At 68.2% G+C, this 16,238-nt stretch carries 12 protein-coding genes and 1 tRNA gene; 4 read left to right on the top strand and 9 right to left on the bottom strand.

Annotation, left to right across the window (positions count from 1 at the left end):
• Nucleotides 1-445: 445 nt before the first annotated feature.
• Nucleotides 446-2,167 carry an ATP-dependent helicase gene (locus ACY48M_RS07170; RefSeq protein WP_462819585.1) on the bottom strand — a complete coding sequence of 574 codons (1,722 nt, stop codon included), beginning with the start codon at nt 2,165-2,167 and terminating at the stop codon, nt 446-448.
• Entirely contained in the window at nt 2,164-3,159 is a 996-nt protein-coding gene (gene nudC / locus ACY48M_RS07165) for an NAD(+) diphosphatase (RefSeq protein WP_462819584.1), read from the bottom strand. Before nudC ends, ACY48M_RS07170 begins: the two co-directional genes overlap by 4 nt.
• Nucleotides 3,160-3,250: 91 nt before the next feature.
• Here nudC and ACY48M_RS07160 point away from each other — a divergent pair, with 91 nt between their 5' ends.
• Nucleotides 3,251-4,261, top strand: coding sequence for a phosphotransferase (locus tag ACY48M_RS07160; RefSeq protein ID WP_462819583.1), 1,011 nt, complete (start codon nt 3,251-3,253; stop codon nt 4,259-4,261).
• 3 nt (nt 4,262-4,264) lie between these two features.
• Here ACY48M_RS07160 and ACY48M_RS07155 read toward each other — a convergent pair whose 3' ends face one another.
• Complete coding sequence (locus ACY48M_RS07155) at nt 4,265-7,627, bottom strand: UvrD-helicase domain-containing protein (RefSeq protein WP_462819582.1); 3,363 nt, start codon at nt 7,625-7,627, stop codon at nt 4,265-4,267.
• The gene (locus tag ACY48M_RS07150) at nt 7,620-10,700 is read right to left on the bottom strand and encodes a PD-(D/E)XK nuclease family protein (protein WP_462819581.1); all 3,081 of its coding nucleotides are present in this window, start codon (nt 10,698-10,700) and stop codon (nt 7,620-7,622) included. The genes ACY48M_RS07155 and ACY48M_RS07150 overlap by 8 nt, the downstream gene beginning before the upstream one ends.
• Nucleotides 10,701-10,807: 107 nt before the next feature.
• Here ACY48M_RS07150 and ACY48M_RS07145 point away from each other — a divergent pair, with 107 nt between their 5' ends.
• Nucleotides 10,808-11,032 (top strand): DUF3107 domain-containing protein, encoded by a 225-nt coding sequence (locus ACY48M_RS07145; protein WP_462819580.1) that lies wholly within the window; start codon nt 10,808-10,810, stop codon nt 11,030-11,032.
• Nucleotides 11,029-11,325 (top strand): hypothetical protein, encoded by a 297-nt coding sequence (locus ACY48M_RS07140; protein ID WP_462819579.1) that lies wholly within the window; start codon nt 11,029-11,031, stop codon nt 11,323-11,325. Before ACY48M_RS07145 ends, ACY48M_RS07140 begins: the two co-directional genes overlap by 4 nt.
• Before the next feature lie 35 nt (nt 11,326-11,360).
• Here ACY48M_RS07140 and ACY48M_RS07135 read toward each other — a convergent pair.
• The 4 genes from ACY48M_RS07135 to ACY48M_RS07120 form a co-directional block, all read right to left on the bottom strand.
• Nucleotides 11,361-11,433, bottom strand: a tRNA-Met gene (locus ACY48M_RS07135).
• Between the two features lie 12 nt (nt 11,434-11,445).
• Nucleotides 11,446-11,919: a VanZ family protein gene (locus ACY48M_RS07130; RefSeq protein WP_462819578.1), complete on the bottom strand. Its 474-nt coding sequence runs from the start codon at nt 11,917-11,919 to the stop codon at nt 11,446-11,448.
• A 57-nt stretch (nt 11,920-11,976) separates the two neighbouring features.
• On the bottom strand, nt 11,977-12,825 hold the full coding sequence (locus ACY48M_RS07125; RefSeq protein WP_462819577.1) for an aldo/keto reductase: 849 nt from the start codon (nt 12,823-12,825) through the stop codon (nt 11,977-11,979).
• A gap of 66 nt (nt 12,826-12,891) precedes the next feature.
• Nucleotides 12,892-13,611, bottom strand: a complete 720-nt coding sequence (locus ACY48M_RS07120; protein WP_462819576.1) for a ferritin-like fold-containing protein — start codon at nt 13,609-13,611, stop codon at nt 12,892-12,894.
• 279 nt (nt 13,612-13,890) lie between these two features.
• On the opposite strand from ACY48M_RS07120, the gene ACY48M_RS07115 reads away from it, so the two are divergent.
• Nucleotides 13,891-15,330, top strand: a complete 1,440-nt coding sequence (locus tag ACY48M_RS07115) for a DEAD/DEAH box helicase (RefSeq protein WP_462819886.1) — start codon at nt 13,891-13,893, stop codon at nt 15,328-15,330.
• A gap of 51 nt (nt 15,331-15,381) precedes the next feature.
• Here ACY48M_RS07115 and ACY48M_RS07110 read toward each other — a convergent pair whose 3' ends face one another.
• Complete coding sequence (locus ACY48M_RS07110; RefSeq protein ID WP_462819575.1) at nt 15,382-16,233, bottom strand: PHP domain-containing protein; 852 nt, start codon at nt 16,231-16,233, stop codon at nt 15,382-15,384.
• Between the last annotated feature and the right edge of the window lie 5 nt (nt 16,234-16,238).

Here is a 16,238-nt window from a genome sequence, read left to right as displayed (position 1 = left end):
GGCCTCGGCGCGACGGCCGAGCGCATCCGCTATGCCCTCGACGAGCGTGGGCTGCTCCAGCGCGAGGTTGTTGCCAGCAGCAGGCCAGACTTTGCCGTGCTCGTGGCCCACTTTGTGGTTGACCCGGCCGACCGAGCGCGCTGGCTGAGCCTCGATGTGCCCCACGCAACCGTGCTGCTCGGCGACAGCGAGGCACGTATTGGGCCGATCGTCGAGCCGGGCGTCACCCCGTGCCTGCACTGCCTCGAGCTCGAACGACGCGATGCGGATGCCGCGTGGCCCGCCATCGCATCGCAGCTGTGGGGGCGTGCCTCGAGTGTCGACACCCCCCTTTTCGCGGGCGAGCTCACAAGTCATGTCGTGCGGCTCGTCGAGGCGCGCCTCGCGTCCGGCCGCTCAACGGTCGCGGAGTCGCTCACGATCGACGGCGCGACGGGCGCCCACACTATGCGCGCGTGGGAGTTCCATTCGGAGTGCGGCTGCGCAGCTCAGCCAGGAAGCGACTCGGCTGCCGCTCCCCTCCCCGCTGCTGCCCCCGAGACCACGACAGGCTCAGCCGCTCCCGCGCTCGCGTGATGCCGACATAGAGCAGTCGGCGCTCCTCATCGACCGCCGCCTCGTCGCGCGCATAGCTGATCGGAATGAGGCCTTCGCCGAGCCCAATGATGTGCACGCTCGCCCATTCGAGGCCCTTGGCGGCGTGGATCGTCGCGAGGGTCACGGCGCGCTGTGTCGGCTCGTTCTGTGTCGCCGCACGCTGGCTGAGGTCGTCGACAAACGATCGAAGGGTCGTGGCTGGCCCCGACTCTTCGGCGAGCGCCATGATCGTGTTGAGTGATTCCCAGCGGTCACGGACCGCACCGCGCACCTCCGGCGCCTCCTGCGTCCAGCCGAGCGAACGCAGCACATCGCTCACGGTTTTGAACAGCGGCTCCGGCACGCCGCCCACCGCCGCGCCCTTCAGCATCATGACGGCCTGCTTCACCTCTGGCAGCTCGAAGAATCGCGCCGCCCCCGTCACCCGCGTGCTGATGCCGAGGTCGCCGAGCGCCGTATCGATCGCGACCGCCTGCGAGTTCATGCGGTAGAGCACAGCCACGTCTTGCGGCCGCGTTCCGGCGTCGATCTCGGCCTGAATGCTGCGGGCCACCGCCCTCGCCTCAGCCATGTCGTTGTCGTAGGCGGTCACGCTGGGCTGCGGTGCGGCATCCGAAGCCTTCGTCGCCGGGGCGGGATGAAGCATGAGTGCGCCTGGCCGGTCACGCATGAGCCGGTTCGCCGTCTCGATGATGGGCGGATGCGAGCGGTAGTTGCGCTCGAGCCGCACGACGGTCGCCTCCGGGTAGTCGGACGGGAACCGCAGGAGGAACCGCGAGGATGCCCCGGCAAACGAATAGATGGTCTGGCTTGCATCGCCGACCACACAGACATCGCGACGGTCGCCGAGCCACAGCTGCAACAGGTAGTGCTGCAGGGGCGAGACATCCTGGTATTCGTCGACGACGAAGAAGCGGTACTGCTCGCGCACCTGGTCGGCAACGCGCGGCTCAGACTCGATCATGCCGGCGGTCGCCAGCAACACGTCTTCGAAGTCGAGTTGCCGGCGCTCATCTTTGAGGTCTTCGTAGGCCTGGTGCAGTTCGAGCACCCGCTCGAGGTCGAGCTGCTGCGGGACGGTGCGGCCGGCCGTCGCATATTCGGCGAGACTCAGCCGCGACACTTTGCGCCACTCGATCTCGGCAGCAAGGTCGCGCAGCGTCGCGGTGTCGAGTCGAAACCGCAGCTTCTCGGCGGCCTGCGCGAGGAGACGGCCTTTGCTCTCGAGGATTCGAGGCATGGTGCCACCGATGACCTGCGGCCAGAAGAACCCGAGTTGCGAGAGTGCCGACGCGTGGAAGGTCCGCGCCGAGACGCCGCCAGCACCGAGCCGCGCCAAGCGGGCGCGGAGCTCGCCAGCAGACTTTGCCGTGAAGGTGAGCGCCATGACGCGATTGGGTGGATACACCCCCGTCGCAACCCCGTACGCGATGCGATGCGTGATCGCGGTGGTCTTGCCCGTGCCAGCACCAGCGAGCATACAGACGGGGCCGTGCGTTGCCTGCGCGGCCTCGCGCTGCTCATCGTCGAGTTTTGCGAGCAGGGCGTCGGCGTCTGGAGGCTGGGTCATCGCGGTCTCCCGACCGCGCTCCCGTCGACGATCTCACCGCCGTACCAGAGCTCAATGATGGCGCGGGCGATCGAAGCGCGACCTGGCAGAACGATCTCATCGAGCGCACCGGCGAGCTCGTCACGACCAAACCAGCGCAGCTCCATGATTTCTTCACCATCGGGGCGGAGCACGGATTCTCGAGCGGAATCGACCCGTGCCGTGAAGCCAAGCATGAGCGACGCGGGAAACGGCCACGGCTGCGACCCGACATAGTGGGTGTCGGTGACGCGGATGCCGCTCTCCTCAAAAATCTCGCGCTCGACGGCGCCCTCAAGCGACTCCCCCGGCTCAACAAACCCGGCGAGCAGCGAAAAGCGATTCTCATCCCACGCCGCATTCGAGCCGAGCAGAATGCGGTCGTCATCATCGAGCACCGCCACAATGACCGAAGGGTCAATGCGCGGATAGATATCGTGCTCGGGGTCGACACCGCGGCGCACCCAGCCAGCCTGCTCCGACAGGGTTAGCGCCCCAGTCCGCGGAGAAAAGCCGTGCGAGGCGTGCCAGTTGATGAGCGCGACCGCCTGAGCGAGCACCTCAGTGTCGCGGCGGCTCGCGGTCGCCCCGAACGCCCGCAGGTTGCCCCAGTGCACGGAACCGCCAGATGATCCTTGCCCGCCGGATGCCGCGGCCACCGCATCGGCCACCTCCCGCGTAACAGCGACAGCGAGCAGCGGTGTGCCCGCCGGCTCGCGGGCGTCGAGCGCGAGGGTGCGGCCGAGGTAGACGGTGGCATCCGCTGTTTCTATCGTGTCGGAGGGAAGCTCGGCGATGGGAAGGAGCGCGAGGGTGCCGCCGCTGACCAACGCCGAGCCGCGGCGCACCACCAGCACTCGTGTCGCCGGATCGGCGAGCAGCGATGGCACGGCATCGGGGAGCATGCGCGTCGGCACGTCGCGATCGAGCTCGGATCGCCACACCGGCAGGCGCGCCGAAGAACGATTGAGCATGCGACACCAATCTCGTGAATGGTCTGGACGGGCATCCGCCACAGGCGTGGCGTTCTGCCCCGGGCGGCCCATGTCGACCTAGCCTGTCGGTATGGCCAGATCGCATCTCACTTTAGCCGCGTTGGCTGCCGCCGCCGTCGAAGGGCTCGACGCTCGCGAGGTCGGCAGATTCGACGCCGGCGATGCGGACGACTTCGATTCCGCCGTCGTCACTGGGAGCGACGGCCGTCACTGGATCGTGCGCGTGCCACGCTCGGAACGCGCCGAGGCTGAACAGTCGGCAGACCTGCTCGCACTCCGCGCGCTGAGTGTCGGCATCCGGGGCCGCCTGCCGTTCGAGGTGACCCGCTTCGCTGGCCAGACCCCAGTCGGCACGACGAGAGCGGTCGTCACCGAGTTCGTCTACGGCGACCGCGTGCGACTCGACGCCATCCCGGCCGGCGAAGGCCTCGCGACCTCCATTGGGCGAGCGATTGCTGCCATCCACACCCTGCCGACGAGCTTCATCGTCGATGCTGGTCTTGCCGTGCATTCGCCCCACGAGATCCTCCGCTCGATTGTCACCGTGCTCGACCGCGCCTCGGCGACCAACCTCGTGCCGGTGGCGCTGCTCAGCCGCTGGGAGCGCGCGACCGAAGATGCCGCCCTCTGGCAGTTCGTGCCGACCGTCATCAACGGTGCGCTCACCGCCGACTCCTTCGTGCGGGCTGGCGACGAGGTTTCGGGCGTGCGGGGCTGGCACGCGCTCTCGGTCGATGACCCGGCGCGCGACCTTGCCTGGCTGCTGGGGGCGAAGAATCCGGATGTCGCGGAGTCAGCGCTCGACGCCTACCAGCTGGCACGCGGCTCAAGTGATCGCCAGATTGCGCAGCGGGTGCGCCTCTACTCCGAGCTCGAACTCGCGAAGTGGCTGCTGCACGGCAGCCAAGCGCGCGACTCCGCGATCGTTGATGATGCTGTTGCGCTGCTGCACAATCTCGTCGATCGCGTCGAGCATGACATGGGCCAGAACATCGCGCACGACACCATCCCGGTCATGGCGGTGGACGAGGTCGAGGCGATGCTCGATGAACGCGACCGCCGGGGCGAAAGCCCAGCCTGAGCGCTAGCTCGGCCGCACGCCGCGCTCCGCGCCCCCGCCCGCGCCCTGCGATTCGAGCCAGAGCCGTGCAAGTTCGTCGCGGTCGAAAATGCGGGCAGGTCGGATAAGGGCGTCGTCGGAGACGTAGTAGAAGACCGCATCGATGCTCGCGGGGTCGATGCCCTTCCACTCCGCATAGGCCTGCCGGTAGAGGGCCAACTGGAGCTGCTTGTCTTCGAGATCGCTCGCGCTTTTCGGGGCCGCACCGGTCTTCCAGTCGACCACCTCAAACCGCGGGGTGCCGTCGGGGGCCGGCGCCGCAGCGTACACGGCGTCGATCTTGCAGATGATGATGCGCCCGGCGAGCGGCAGGTGAATCTCCCGCTCAACCTCGACCGGGCTGAGGGCGGCCCACGGCGATGACTCGAAGGTGCGACGCAATTCGGCAAGGCGACGCTCCTGGGATTCGTGAGGGTTGTCGCCGCGGGCATCATGACCGCGGGCATCGTCACCGCGAGCATTCTCATCGAGCGGATCGTCATCGAGCTCATCATCGAAGGCGTCCATCGCCTCAAGCGAACCATGCACGCCGTAGCGCCGCTCCACCCACTCGTGGAAGAGGGTGCCGAGCCGCGTCGCGCGGTACGGGCGCTCCGGCATCGGACGGCGAAGCTCGGCTGCGACAGCGGCAGGGTCGGTCACATAATCCTTGAATCGTGACGCCGGCACGCGCACCGGCGCATCTGTTGCGCCGGCTGCTGCGCCCCGCCGTCGGCGTTCCTCAAGCAAGAGATCGAGGTCACCGCCCCAGCGCCCCTCCGAGGCGGAGATTCCGGATGCTCTGCTCGCCCGAGCATCCGTGACCCTTCTGGCGGCATCGACGACGATCGTGCGTCGACCGCCGAGCGGGTCTTCTGGCCACACGAATGCGAGATCGCTTGTGGTGCCGGGATCGGTGTCTGACTGCGGGGCCACGGGCGGAGGCGGCACGATGCCCCGCTCGGCGAGCGCGAGAAGGTAGGGGCTTGGCCGCCGCGCCTTCACCTGCCCTGACCAGAACGACCCCGTGAGGAGGAGTCGGTGTCGAGCGCGCGTCACGGCAACATAGGCGAGCCGTCGCTCCTCCCGCTCCTGATGCTCGGCGACGGCGGTCTTGAACTCCCTGACCGCGTCAACGAACTCTTTGCGGGTCTCGGCGCGCTGCCATTCGAGCGTCGGCAGCTCGGCCGTGTCGCCGCGAAACTCCCACGGCAATCGCCCGAAGCCCAGCCATGCCCCAGTGCCTTCGAGCGGCGCGCCGGGCAGCTCCCCTTCGACCATCCGTGGGACGACAATGATGTCGCGCTCGAGGCCTTTTGACCCGTGAATGGTCATGAGCTGCACAACCCCGGGCTCCGGCTCTTCAGGCCGAGGGGCGAGATTGTCGCGCCACTCCGCCTCGCGCAACCACGAGAGAAAACTCCGAAGGCTTGGCACATCATCAACCGAGAGGTAGCTCGCGAGGGCGTCGAAGAACGCATCGAGCGGCGCCCGCCCCAACACCCGATCAGGATTGGCCGCCACCTCAATGTCAATCATGAGCTCTTGCTCGCACATCGTGACGAAGTCGAGCAGGTCGAGCCCTGTGCGGCTACGAAGACGGCCGAGCAGTTGGCCCGCATCGCGAAGACGTTCACGCCCAACCTCGCTGAACCCCTCCAGCAGGCTGTGGCCCGGCTTCGCCGTCGCAACGAAATCGATCGCATCGACGAGCGACGCGCCCTCGTCGTCGGCCACAGAGTCGCGGAGGCGCTGCACTACTTCGTCGTCGAGTCTGCGCTGAGCGAAATCTCGCCGTGCAAGCGTCGATGCGAGCACGCGCAACGCTTGAAGATCTTTCGCCCCGATGCGCCACCGGGGGCCGGCGAGCAGCCGCACGAGCTCAGAACCCGCCGTCGGATCAGTGAGCACCGTGAGCGCACTCACGAGGTCGGCGATCTCCGGCTCTTCCATGAGCCCACCCACCCCGAGTATGTGGAACGGCACACCCCGCTGGCGCAGTGCCTCGATAAATGCCCGCTGCGTGCGTCGCGTGCGAAACAGCATGGCGGCCGTGGCCTGACGGGTGCCCTCACCGGCGGGCACCGGCTCGGCGAGCCGCTCCTCAAGCCACGCCGCGACCGTCGCGGCTTCACCCGCGAGATCTTCTTGGAATGCCGACTCGACCTCGAGGTGGGTCGCGAGTGGCGACGCCGCGAGCGCCTCGACACGAACCCTGGTCGCCGCCGTCAGGGGTTCGACAATCGCGTTGGCCGCATCGAGGATGCGGGTGCCGTTGCGCCAACTCGTGCTGAGAGAGAACTGCCGCACCGGGGTGGCATCGCCGCGCGAATCGGGGGCGAACTGTCGCGCAAAATCTTCGAGGTTCGCCGAGCTTGCGCCGCGCCATCCGTAGATCGACTGGTGCGGATCGCCGACCGCCATGACGGCGTGGTCGGCGAACAGCCCAGCGAGCAACCAGGTCTGCACGACGCTCGTGTCTTGATATTCGTCGAGCAGCACCACCCGGTGCCGGCTGCGGAGCTCGTCACGGATGCGCGGCACCCGTCGCACGAGCTGCAAGGCGAGCGCCACCTGATCGGAATACTCGACGAAACCGCGTGCGGCCTTGGCCCGCTCGAACTCCTGGGCCAGTTCGATGATGACGGGGAGCGCGCCAACCGCCCGGACCTGAGCCATGACATCGCGGAACTCTCCACGGCCACCGAGCGGCAGCTCTTCGAGCTGCGCGAATCGCTCGGCCATTGCGGCAACCGCGTGGGCCTCGGCGAGGTTCTCGGCGAGGCCGTGACTCACCTCGAGCACCGCTTTCGTGATCGTGTCGACACTCTTGCCGAGCCGACCGAGACGCTCATCTGTGCTGCGAGTGACGATGCCCCGCGCGAGCTGCCACGCGGATGCCTCGCCCAACACGTCACCGTCGGACTCCCGCCCGAGCAGCAGCGCGTTGTCTCGGTAGATCGAGTTCGCGAAGGCGTTGTAGGTCGCGACCGTCGGCACATCGAACGGGTCGAGTTCGCCGGGGATGAGCCCCTTCTTCGCGAGCTCATCGAGCCGCACCCGGATGCGCTCGGCGAGCTCTCCGGCGGCCTTGCGGGTGAAGGTGAGGCCGAGGATCTCGCCGGGGGCGACGAAGCCGTTTGCGACGAGCCACAGCACGCGCGCGGCCATCGTCTCGGTCTTGCCGCTGCCGGCACCAGCGACCACGAGGGCGGGTTCGAGCCCGGACTCGATGACGGCCCGCTGTTGTACCGTCGGGAGGTGGTGGCCAAGCGCTCTGGCGATGTCGTCGGCGCTGTACCGTGCGACGGCGTGCGGCAGGGGCCCGTGCTCGGTGAGGTCAGTCACTCGTCACCGCCCTCACCCGGTGCAGCCGGCGCGCAGCGGCACCCGGCCTGCGGTCATCGACGTCGCGGAGTGCCTCAAACCCGGCTGCCGCCATGCCGCGTGCCGCGATGGCGATGCGCTCCCGAAACCCCTGGAGCTGTTCCGGCGTCAGCGGCGGCTGCACGCCCTCGCGATAGGTTTTGCCGCGCACCCCCTCTTTGACGAACAGGAGCTTTGCCCCTCCCGGCCGGTGCTCACCATGCTCCTCGAGGGCCTCGTCGAGAAGCCCTTCGGCATAGGCGAGCTGATATGCAGCGAGCTGCGGATGCGCGTCGATGGCCGCCTGCCGAGTCTCTGGGCGCCCCGTCTTGAGGTCGACAATGACCACACTGCCGTCGCTCGCGCGCTCCACCCGGTCGATCGAGCCGCGCACCCGCGCCCGCTCGACATCGAGCTCGAAACGGCTCTCGGCACCGACGAGTCGCTTGCCGTCGCGCGAAAAATCGCCAAGGTATTCGGCGACGCCGGCCGCCAGCATCCGGGTTGCCATGCGCTCTTTCTCCGCGAGCCAGGGCGCCTCGAACACGAGCTCGTTCCATCGCGATTCGATGGCACTCCAGATGCCGTCGACGCTCTCATCGTCTGATGTCTCCATGGCCCAGTGCACGATCGTGCCGATGCTCATGGCGGTGCTCGATGGCGAGCCCGAGATGGAGTCGATGAACCAGTCGAGCGGGGACTCCTCGAACGCGCTGAGCCGCGAGGGCGAAATGGGCACCTGCTCGTCGTCGGCGAAGAGCGGTTCGGTCGTCGATGGCTCGAGCAGCCCGTGCCACTCGTCAGGACTCGCCCCTGGCACATGTTCGTCGGCGAGTCGCGCGAGGGCCGTCGCCGCCGCATCGCGCGCTGCAGTCGGAACATCCCGTCGGGTGGCCTCGTGCCGCAGTCGACCTGTGAGGCCGCGCAACGACAGCGGCACCGGGGAGGTCGCGTCGATGCGGACCGCGCCATCCGGCACCAGCGCGAAGAGCATGCTCGGCGCTTCGTCATCATTCGCCACCGCGGTGAGGATGACCTCGTGCCTGGCCCGCGAGACGGCGAGCGCGAACATCCGCAGCTCGTCGTCGCGAACGAGCCGTCGTTCGTCGAGCGTGCCGTCGTCGCCAGCGAGCGCCCGCGCGAGGTCTTGCGCACCCAGCAGCGTGCCGCGGATGCGGAGGTTCGGCCAGATTCCTTCTTGCACTCCCGCGGCAGCGACGGTGTCGAACTCGAGCCCGACCACCCCGGACGGTGTCGTCACCAGCACCGCGTCGCCCCTCGCTTGCGGCGAGAGCGAGTCCTCCGGCACGTCGGCATCGAGCACGTCGTCAAGAAAGACGCGCGCCGGCGCCCCAGGGTCGCGCTCGACGAACCGCTTCGCGGCCGAAAAGAGCGCGACGATGCCGTCGAGATTTCGGTTCGCCTCAGCCGCCACGATGCCGGTGCCCGTTGCGTCGTCATACCAGGCTCGGTGCAGCCCGCTGCGCTCCCAGGCGAGCCAGAGCAGCTCTTCGATCGTGGCATCGTCGCGGTGTGCCTGCGCAATGGCGGCGAGCGTCGCGGCAAGACGCTCGGCCCGGCGGCCGGCGCGATGGTCGATCGTCGCGAAACGCCCGGGCCCCTGGAGCGCCTCAAGGAGGAGCGCGTCGGCCCCGCGGGTGCCGCCCCCAGCGAGCTCCTCGGCGCGCAGCGCGAGGCGGAGACGGCGGAGGTCGAGACGGTCGAGACCGCCAAACGGCCCGAGCAGCAGGGCAGTCGCAGCCTCGGCCGTGAGCGCGGTGCGCCCCATACCGACATCGATGATCGCGAGCAGGCTGCGTGCAGCACCGTCGTCGCGCAGCGGCCGCGATGCGAGGGTCGTGCGCGTCGGCACTTCGGCGAGCGCGAGCGCCCGCGCAATCGCGGGCACCTGGGCCCCGCTTCGCACGACGACAGCCATGTCGGCCCAGGCGACGCCATCGATGAGATGGCGTTCGCGCAGACGCCGGGCCAGTGCCATCCGCTCGCGCGACGGCGACGGCGCCTCGATCAGGGTGATGGTGCCATCGCCCTCGACGCCGGATGCTGCCCCGCGCTGTGCGGTCATTCCGGCCGTGCCGATGTGCTCCGTCACGGCCGAGACGAAGCGGGTGAGGATGCGGCCCTGGCGGTGCACGGTCGGCAGCCGAACCTGGGCCGCATCGATGCCGAGCACGGCGCCGAGACGGCCGAGGGCATCCGCCTCGCCACCGCGGAACGCATTCGCGGCGGTGTCGGGGGTTCCGAACGCAAGCACTGCGGTGCCCCTGGCCGCCAGCGCGGCGAGGAGCGACAGCGTCGACCGCGTCGCCTCCTGCGCGTCATCGACGATCACAAGTCGGAGGGGTGCCGCAATGTCACCCGGTCTGTCACGTCGCAGCTGCGCCACAGCGAGCTCCACCAGCTCGGTCGAGTCGAACTGGTGTGGCCGCTGCAGGCCGAGCACATTGCGGTATTCCTCAATGAAGTCGGCGGCGGCCATCCACTCGTCTCGGCCGAGTTGCCGCCCGAGGGCCCGAAGCGCGGCAGGGTCAACCCCGTGCTCTGTGCACCGCATCATGAGCTCACGAAGCTCGGTGCGAAACCCGCGCACCCGCCGCACCTCCGGCGAAAGATGCTCGGGCCACGAGGGCCCCGCGTTGTCGTCGATGTGCCCGCCGAGCAGGCCAGCGAGGTCAGCATCCTGCTCGCCACCGGTGATGAGGGTTGGCCTCGGCCTCGCATCGTCGCGGGCCGCCGCACCCACAATGTCGAAGGCGAGCGAGTTCACAGTGCGAGCGAGCGGACCCGTCGTCGGCCGAGCGATGCGGAGCGCGAGCCGGTCGCGAAGCCGGGTCGCCGCCACGCGACTTGAGGTGAGCACGAGCACCTCATCGCTCGACCAGCCGAGGTCAAGCACCCGGTGTGCGACGACCTCAACGAGCGTCGTGGTCTTGCCGGTGCCTGGTGCCCCGATGACGGCGGCGGATGCTGCGGGCGGGAGGTCGAGGACCGCGCGTTGCGCAGCATCGAGTTCGAAACCCCCCTCACCCGTCATGCTCCCAAGCTACCGCCAGACACTGACATCGGGCCGTCGGCGGGAGCGGGGTTGCGCCCTCGACGAACGCGGCACCCGAGGCATCCGTGATGTCGTACTCTGGGCTCGTGGACATTCGAATCGGCATCACCAACAGCGCCCGCGAGATCAGCTTCGAGACGAGCCAGTCGGCGGCAGAGATCCAGTCGGTCGTGGCAAAAGCCCTCGATTCTGACGCGAAGTACTTCACGCTGCAAGACGACAAGGGCAGTGTCTTTGTCGTGCCGGTCGCCTCGTTCGGCTACATCGAGGTCGGCGCAGAGAACCCGCGTCGGGTGGGCTTCGTCGCGTGAGCATGGAGATGATGTTCGCCGTGCTCGGCGGACTCTTTCTCGCCCTCGGCGTGCACTTCGCGCTGCCCCACCGTGACACTCGCGGTGTGGCCATGCTGGCGGCCATCGGCACTGCCGTGACCGCGGTCGTGTGGAGCGCCCTTACCTGGCTCGGCTGGCCGTTCGACGGCGCGTGGATCTGGGTTGTGTCGATCATCATGGCACCGCTCGTCGCACTCGCCATCGGACTTGCCCTGCCCAAGCGGCGCAACGCTGCGGATGCGCGGCTCTTCGAAACCCTCGCAAAGGGCTGACACCCTCAACACCGCCGGCACGCTCTTGACCCTCGACGCGACGGCAGGAATCGAACCTGCAGCTGACGGGCTATGAGACCGTTCCCTTGACCACTTGGGTACGCCGCGATGGATGCAACGCTAGGCGGCGAGCCGTTCTCGGTCGAGCGTGTTACGTCGCCTTACCTCGGAGCGCCGGAGCGCCCGGGCCTTCGGCCACGTAACGATGAGCGCCGCAAACACACCGGCAACGGCACCGATCGTGTTCGACGCGAGGTCGCGCGGGTCTGACACTCGCCCATCGAGAAACAGCTGCGCAGTTTCGATGCCGACGGTGAGCGCGATCGAGAAGACAATAGCGAGCCACCACTGCCTCCGGCCGAGCAGCAGCACAAACATGAGCCCGATCGGCACAAACATGGCGATGTTTGCCGCGAACTCCACGCTGGAGAGCGTCACCCATTCGAAGCCGTCAATCTGGCGCACGCGCCGGATGATCCGCACCAGGATGCCCCAGCCCGCATCATCGAGCGGTTGCGGCCCGAGCGTGATCCAGGCGACGACGGCGAGATAGCCGAACGTCGTGAGGCTCAGGACAGGGTGGCGGCGAAGCATCCGTCAATCATGAAGCACCGTGCCTGTGCGCTGGCCACACCCCGCGACAGCGCCCGCCTAGAACTCCTCGTGAGTCTCGGGGTCGCCACCCCAGAGCCGCCCGTGCTCGAGCGTGCCGATCGCATCGAGGTGGGCGCCGCTGAGCTCGAAGCCGAACACGTCGAGATTCTCGCGCTGCCGCCCAGGGTCTGCCGACTTTGGCAGTGGGATCGCCCCGAGCTGCACATGCCACCGCACCACAACCATTGTGGGCGTCACGCGGAGCTCCTCGGCGATCTCGCGAATGATGGGGCTCGCAGCAATATCGGCGTGACGCGAGCCGAGCGGGCTCCAGCTCTGCGTGACGATGCCGTGGTCAGCATGGAAGCTGCGCAGCTCGGCCTGCGCGAAGAGCGGATGCAACTCCACCTGGTTCACCGCGGGGGTCACCCCCGTCTCGGCGATGAGTCGCTCAAGGTGCTCACGTGTGAAGTTGCTCACACCGATCGAGCGAGCAAGGCCACGCTCGCGGAGCTCGATCATGGCGCGCCAACTGTCGACGAAGCGGTCAACCTTGGGCAGCGGCCAGTGAATGAGGTAGAGGTCGACCGCATCGAGACCGAGATTCCCGAGTGACTCTGCCGCGCTCGCGAGGGTCTCGTCATAGCCGTGGTGCCGGCCAGGAAGTTTGGTCGTGATGAACAGCTCGTCGCGGGAAACAGGCGTGCTGAGATTCGCGGCAGCCCGGACGGCGGCGCCGACCTCCCGTTCGTTGCCGTAGTTGAGGGCGGTGTCGAGCAGACGGTATCCGGACTCGATCGCCGTCGTCATGGCCGCCGTGCCCGCCTCACCCTCGAGCTTGTAGGTGCCGAGGCCGATGGTGGGGATCGTCGCGCCGTCGTTGAGCGTCGTCGTTGGAGCAGTCATGACCCCAGTGTGCATCACCTGGCTCAGTGTCGTCAGGGAGTAAGCGACTCCGGAGTGAACGAGGAACTACGCGGTGAGCCCGAGCACGTCCATGCGGCGGGTGTGCGCCGCGATGAGCTCGGTGAAGACGGGTTCGAGTCGCGCCTCGTCGGGCTCGGTGCGGCCGGGCACCGAGAGCGAGGAACGGGCGATCAGCAGGGTGTCGCCGACGAGGCGGCGCCCCCAGAGGGCGAGTCGTGATGCGAGCGCGGGTTCAGCGGCGATCGCGGCGCTGAGCTGCTCGACGATGATCGGGCTTGGATCCTGCGCCGTGAGCAGCGCCTGGATGCGCTCGCGTGGCGCCTGCGGCAGGCCGTCGGCGAGCGAGGCGAAGAAGTCGGTGAGCATGCTCGCGGTGATGTAGCTCGTGACGACCGTCTCATACCAGTCGCTCCCCCGCGTCGATGCCCGGAAGGCATCGATGGGCGCCGCGAAATGCTCCATGAGTTCGTCTGGCCGGTCGCCGCCCCGCTCAATCTCCTCGAGGAGGCCTTCGAGCTTCGTGAGCGAGACCCGCGCGACGCGCGTCAGCGCCACCTTGTCGCTCGTGCTCGGCGAGGTCACGATCGCGCCTGAGATGTTCTCGAAGTTCGAGAGTTGAAGATAGGCCGCCTGGCCGAGGTAGCGCGGCAGGTCGGGGGTGAGCTCGGCAAGATTGACGCGATTCACCGGCTGCTGCTTGACCGACGCCCTGGGCCGCAGCCGCGGCGCTGCGGCGGGAAGTCGACGTCCGAAGGGGGAGATCACGGCTCAAGACTACCGGCGGCTGGCCCGCCTGCGACGCACCGGGCTGGCACGATCACGGGGCATCCGGATCGTCTTCCCCTAAACTGGCCCGTAATGCCTCCCGCTTCTGGTGGAGGTTCTCTACGCCTCAGGTGAAAAGCGGGCGTACACGCTTTGGAACAGGGCACATTTATCGTGACTACAGAACAGATTATTCCCGAGGTCGAATCGATCGAGGTCGAGGGGGCGCCGGAGCCCATCGTGGAGCAGAGCTTCGCGGATCTCGGCATCGAGCAGGACATGGTCGACGCACTCGCATCGAAGGGCATCACCTCGCCCTTCCCGATCCAAACCCAGACGATCCCCATGGGGCTCAACCGTCAGGACATCATCGGCCAAGCCAAGACCGGCACCGGCAAGACCCTCGGCTTCGGCCTCCCCCTCCTTCAGGCCCTCGGCACCGACCCGGAACCCGGCGTCAAGGCGCTCGTCGTGGTGCCCACCCGCGAGCTCTGCGTGCAGGTCGCTGAAGACCTCACGCTCGCATCGTCGAACCGCGGCACCCAGGTCGCGGCGATCTACGGCGGCAAGGCCTACGAGGGTCAGGTGGAGCAGATCAAGGCGGGCGCACAGGTGATCGTCGGCACGCCCGGCCGCCTCCTCGACCTCGCAAGCCAGCGCCTGCTGTCGCTCAAAGACGTCAAGGTCATGGTGCTTGATGAGGCCGACAAGATGCTCGACCTCGGCTTCCTCGCCGACATCGAGAAGCTCTTCTCGCAGACGAGCCCCACGCGTCACACCATGCTTTTCTCGGCCACCATGCCGGGCCCGATCGTCGCGCTCGCGCGTCGCTTCATGAACAAGCCCATCCACATCCGCGCGACCGACCCCGATGAGGGCCTCACGCAGGCGAACATCAAGCACGTGGTCTACCGCGCCCACTCGCTCGACAAAGACGAGGTCATCGCCCGCATCCTGCAGTCGGAGGGTCGCGGCAAGACGGTGGTCTTCACGCGCACCAAGCGTGCCGCGGCAAAGCTCGTCGAAGAGCTCAACGACCGTGGCTTCAACGCCGCCGCCGTGCACGGTGACCTCAATCAGGAGCAGCGCGAGCGCGCCATGGCGGCGTTCAAGGCGGGCAAGAAAGACATCCTCATCGCTACGGATGTCGCGGCGCGAGGCATCGACGTCAATGACGTCACCCACGTGATCAACCACACGGTGCCAGACGACCACGACACCTACCTGCACCGCGCCGGACGCACCGGCCGCGCCGGCAAGACCGGCATCGCCGTCACCTTCGTCGACTGGGACGACCTGCACAAGTGGGCGCTCATCAACCGCGCGCTTGAGATGGGGATCCCCGAGCCCGTCGAAACCTATTCCTCCTCGCCGCACCTCTTCAGCGACCTCGACATCCCCGAGGGCACGAAGGGCCGACTCGCAAGCGCCGGGCCGGTGCGCGCCCGCGAACCCCGCTCCGCAACGGCGGCCCCCTCCGGCCGCGGCCAGCGCGAGCGCGGCGCCAGCAGTGGCAGTGGCGGTGGCGGTGGCGGTGGCGAGCGCAGCGGCTCGGGCGATGGCGGCCAGCGCCGCCAGCGCACACGCACCTTCGGTGGCGAGGGCGATTCGGCCCCCAAGCTGGAGGGTGCTGGCACCCACGATGGTTCGGAGCCCCGCCGTCGGCGTCGTCGCACGCGTCGGCCGAGCACCGGGAGCACCCCGCCACCCGCGGCGTAGCCAGTTGACGGCCTAACTTCTCGCGGCCTGGCCCTCTCGGGCCATTCCTCGTTACGGCTCGAACGGCGTCGAGCCGCTGCCAGCGGCAATGATGCGCTCGAGCACCGCCTCATCGGTTGTGTTCTCGGCGAGCCGGTTGGGCTTGCCGTCACCGTGGTAGTCGCTCGAACCCGTCATGACGAGGTCGTAGCGTTCTGCCCAGCCGCGCAAGCGCGCCTTGCCCCTCTCAGTGTTTTCGCGATGGCCGACCTCAAGACCGAAGAGGCCGGCGTCGACGAAGCGCGCCAGCGTTGACTCATCGACGATCGTTTCGCGCCCGCTCGTCGCCGGGTGCGCGAGCACGGGCACCCCACCGGCGGCGCGCACGAGCCTGATGGCCTCTTCCGGCTCCGGCGCGTAGTGCGGCATGGTGTAGCCGTGCCGCGGGTGCAGGATCGACTCGAAGGCCTCGCTCCGCGTCGTCGCGTGGCCTCGCGTCACGAGCGCGTCGGCGATGTGCGGGCGGCCAACGGTCGCACCCTCGCTCGTGTGCGCGAGCACGTCATCCCACGTGACGGTGTAGTCAAGGGCGAGGCGCGCGACGATGCTCTCGGCCCTGGTGAGCCTGGATGCCCGGATGCGCGCCGTCTCGACGATGAGATCGGCATCCGTCGGGTCGAAGAGGTAGGCGAGCAGGTGCACGGAGCGCCACCCGTGCCGGGTGCTGAGTTCCATGCCGGGGATGACGGTGAGGCGGGTGCCCGCTGCCGCGAGGCGCGCCTCTTCCCACCCCGCGGTCGAATCGTGGTCGGTGATCGCGATGGTGTCGAGGCGGGCATCGACCGCGGCGGCAACGAGAAGACCGGGGGTGTCGGTGCCGTCGGAGACACTGCTGTGCGTGTGCAGGTCGATGACACGGCTCATGCTGC

The sequence above is a fragment of the Homoserinimonas flava genome, assembly GCF_054969005.1.
Note: the sequence above shows the minus strand (reverse complement) of the source record. Positions and strands in the feature narration are given on the sequence as shown.

What these genes read in the sequence shown, in the direction of transcription:
- ACY48M_RS07125 (WP_462819577.1), bottom strand. Translation starts at nt 12,825, where the DNA reads ATGACTGCTCCAACGACGACGCTCAACGACGGCGCGACGATCCCCACC.
- ACY48M_RS07170 (WP_462819585.1), bottom strand. Translation starts at nt 2,167, where the DNA reads ATGACCCAGCCTCCAGACGCCGACGCCCTGCTCGCAAAACTCGACGAT.
- ACY48M_RS07115 (WP_462819886.1), top strand. Translation starts at nt 13,891, where the DNA reads ATGGTCGACGCACTCGCATCGAAGGGCATCACCTCGCCCTTCCCGATC.
- ACY48M_RS07160 (WP_462819583.1), top strand. Translation starts at nt 3,251, where the DNA reads ATGGCCAGATCGCATCTCACTTTAGCCGCGTTGGCTGCCGCCGCCGTC.
- nudC (WP_462819584.1), bottom strand. Translation starts at nt 3,159, where the DNA reads ATGCTCAATCGTTCTTCGGCGCGCCTGCCGGTGTGGCGATCCGAGCTC.
- ACY48M_RS07130 (WP_462819578.1), bottom strand. Translation starts at nt 11,919, where the DNA reads ATGCTTCGCCGCCACCCTGTCCTGAGCCTCACGACGTTCGGCTATCTC.
- ACY48M_RS07110 (WP_462819575.1), bottom strand. Translation starts at nt 16,233, where the DNA reads ATGAGCCGTGTCATCGACCTGCACACGCACAGCAGTGTCTCCGACGGC.
- ACY48M_RS07150 (WP_462819581.1), bottom strand. Translation starts at nt 10,700, where the DNA reads ATGACGGGTGAGGGGGGTTTCGAACTCGATGCTGCGCAACGCGCGGTC.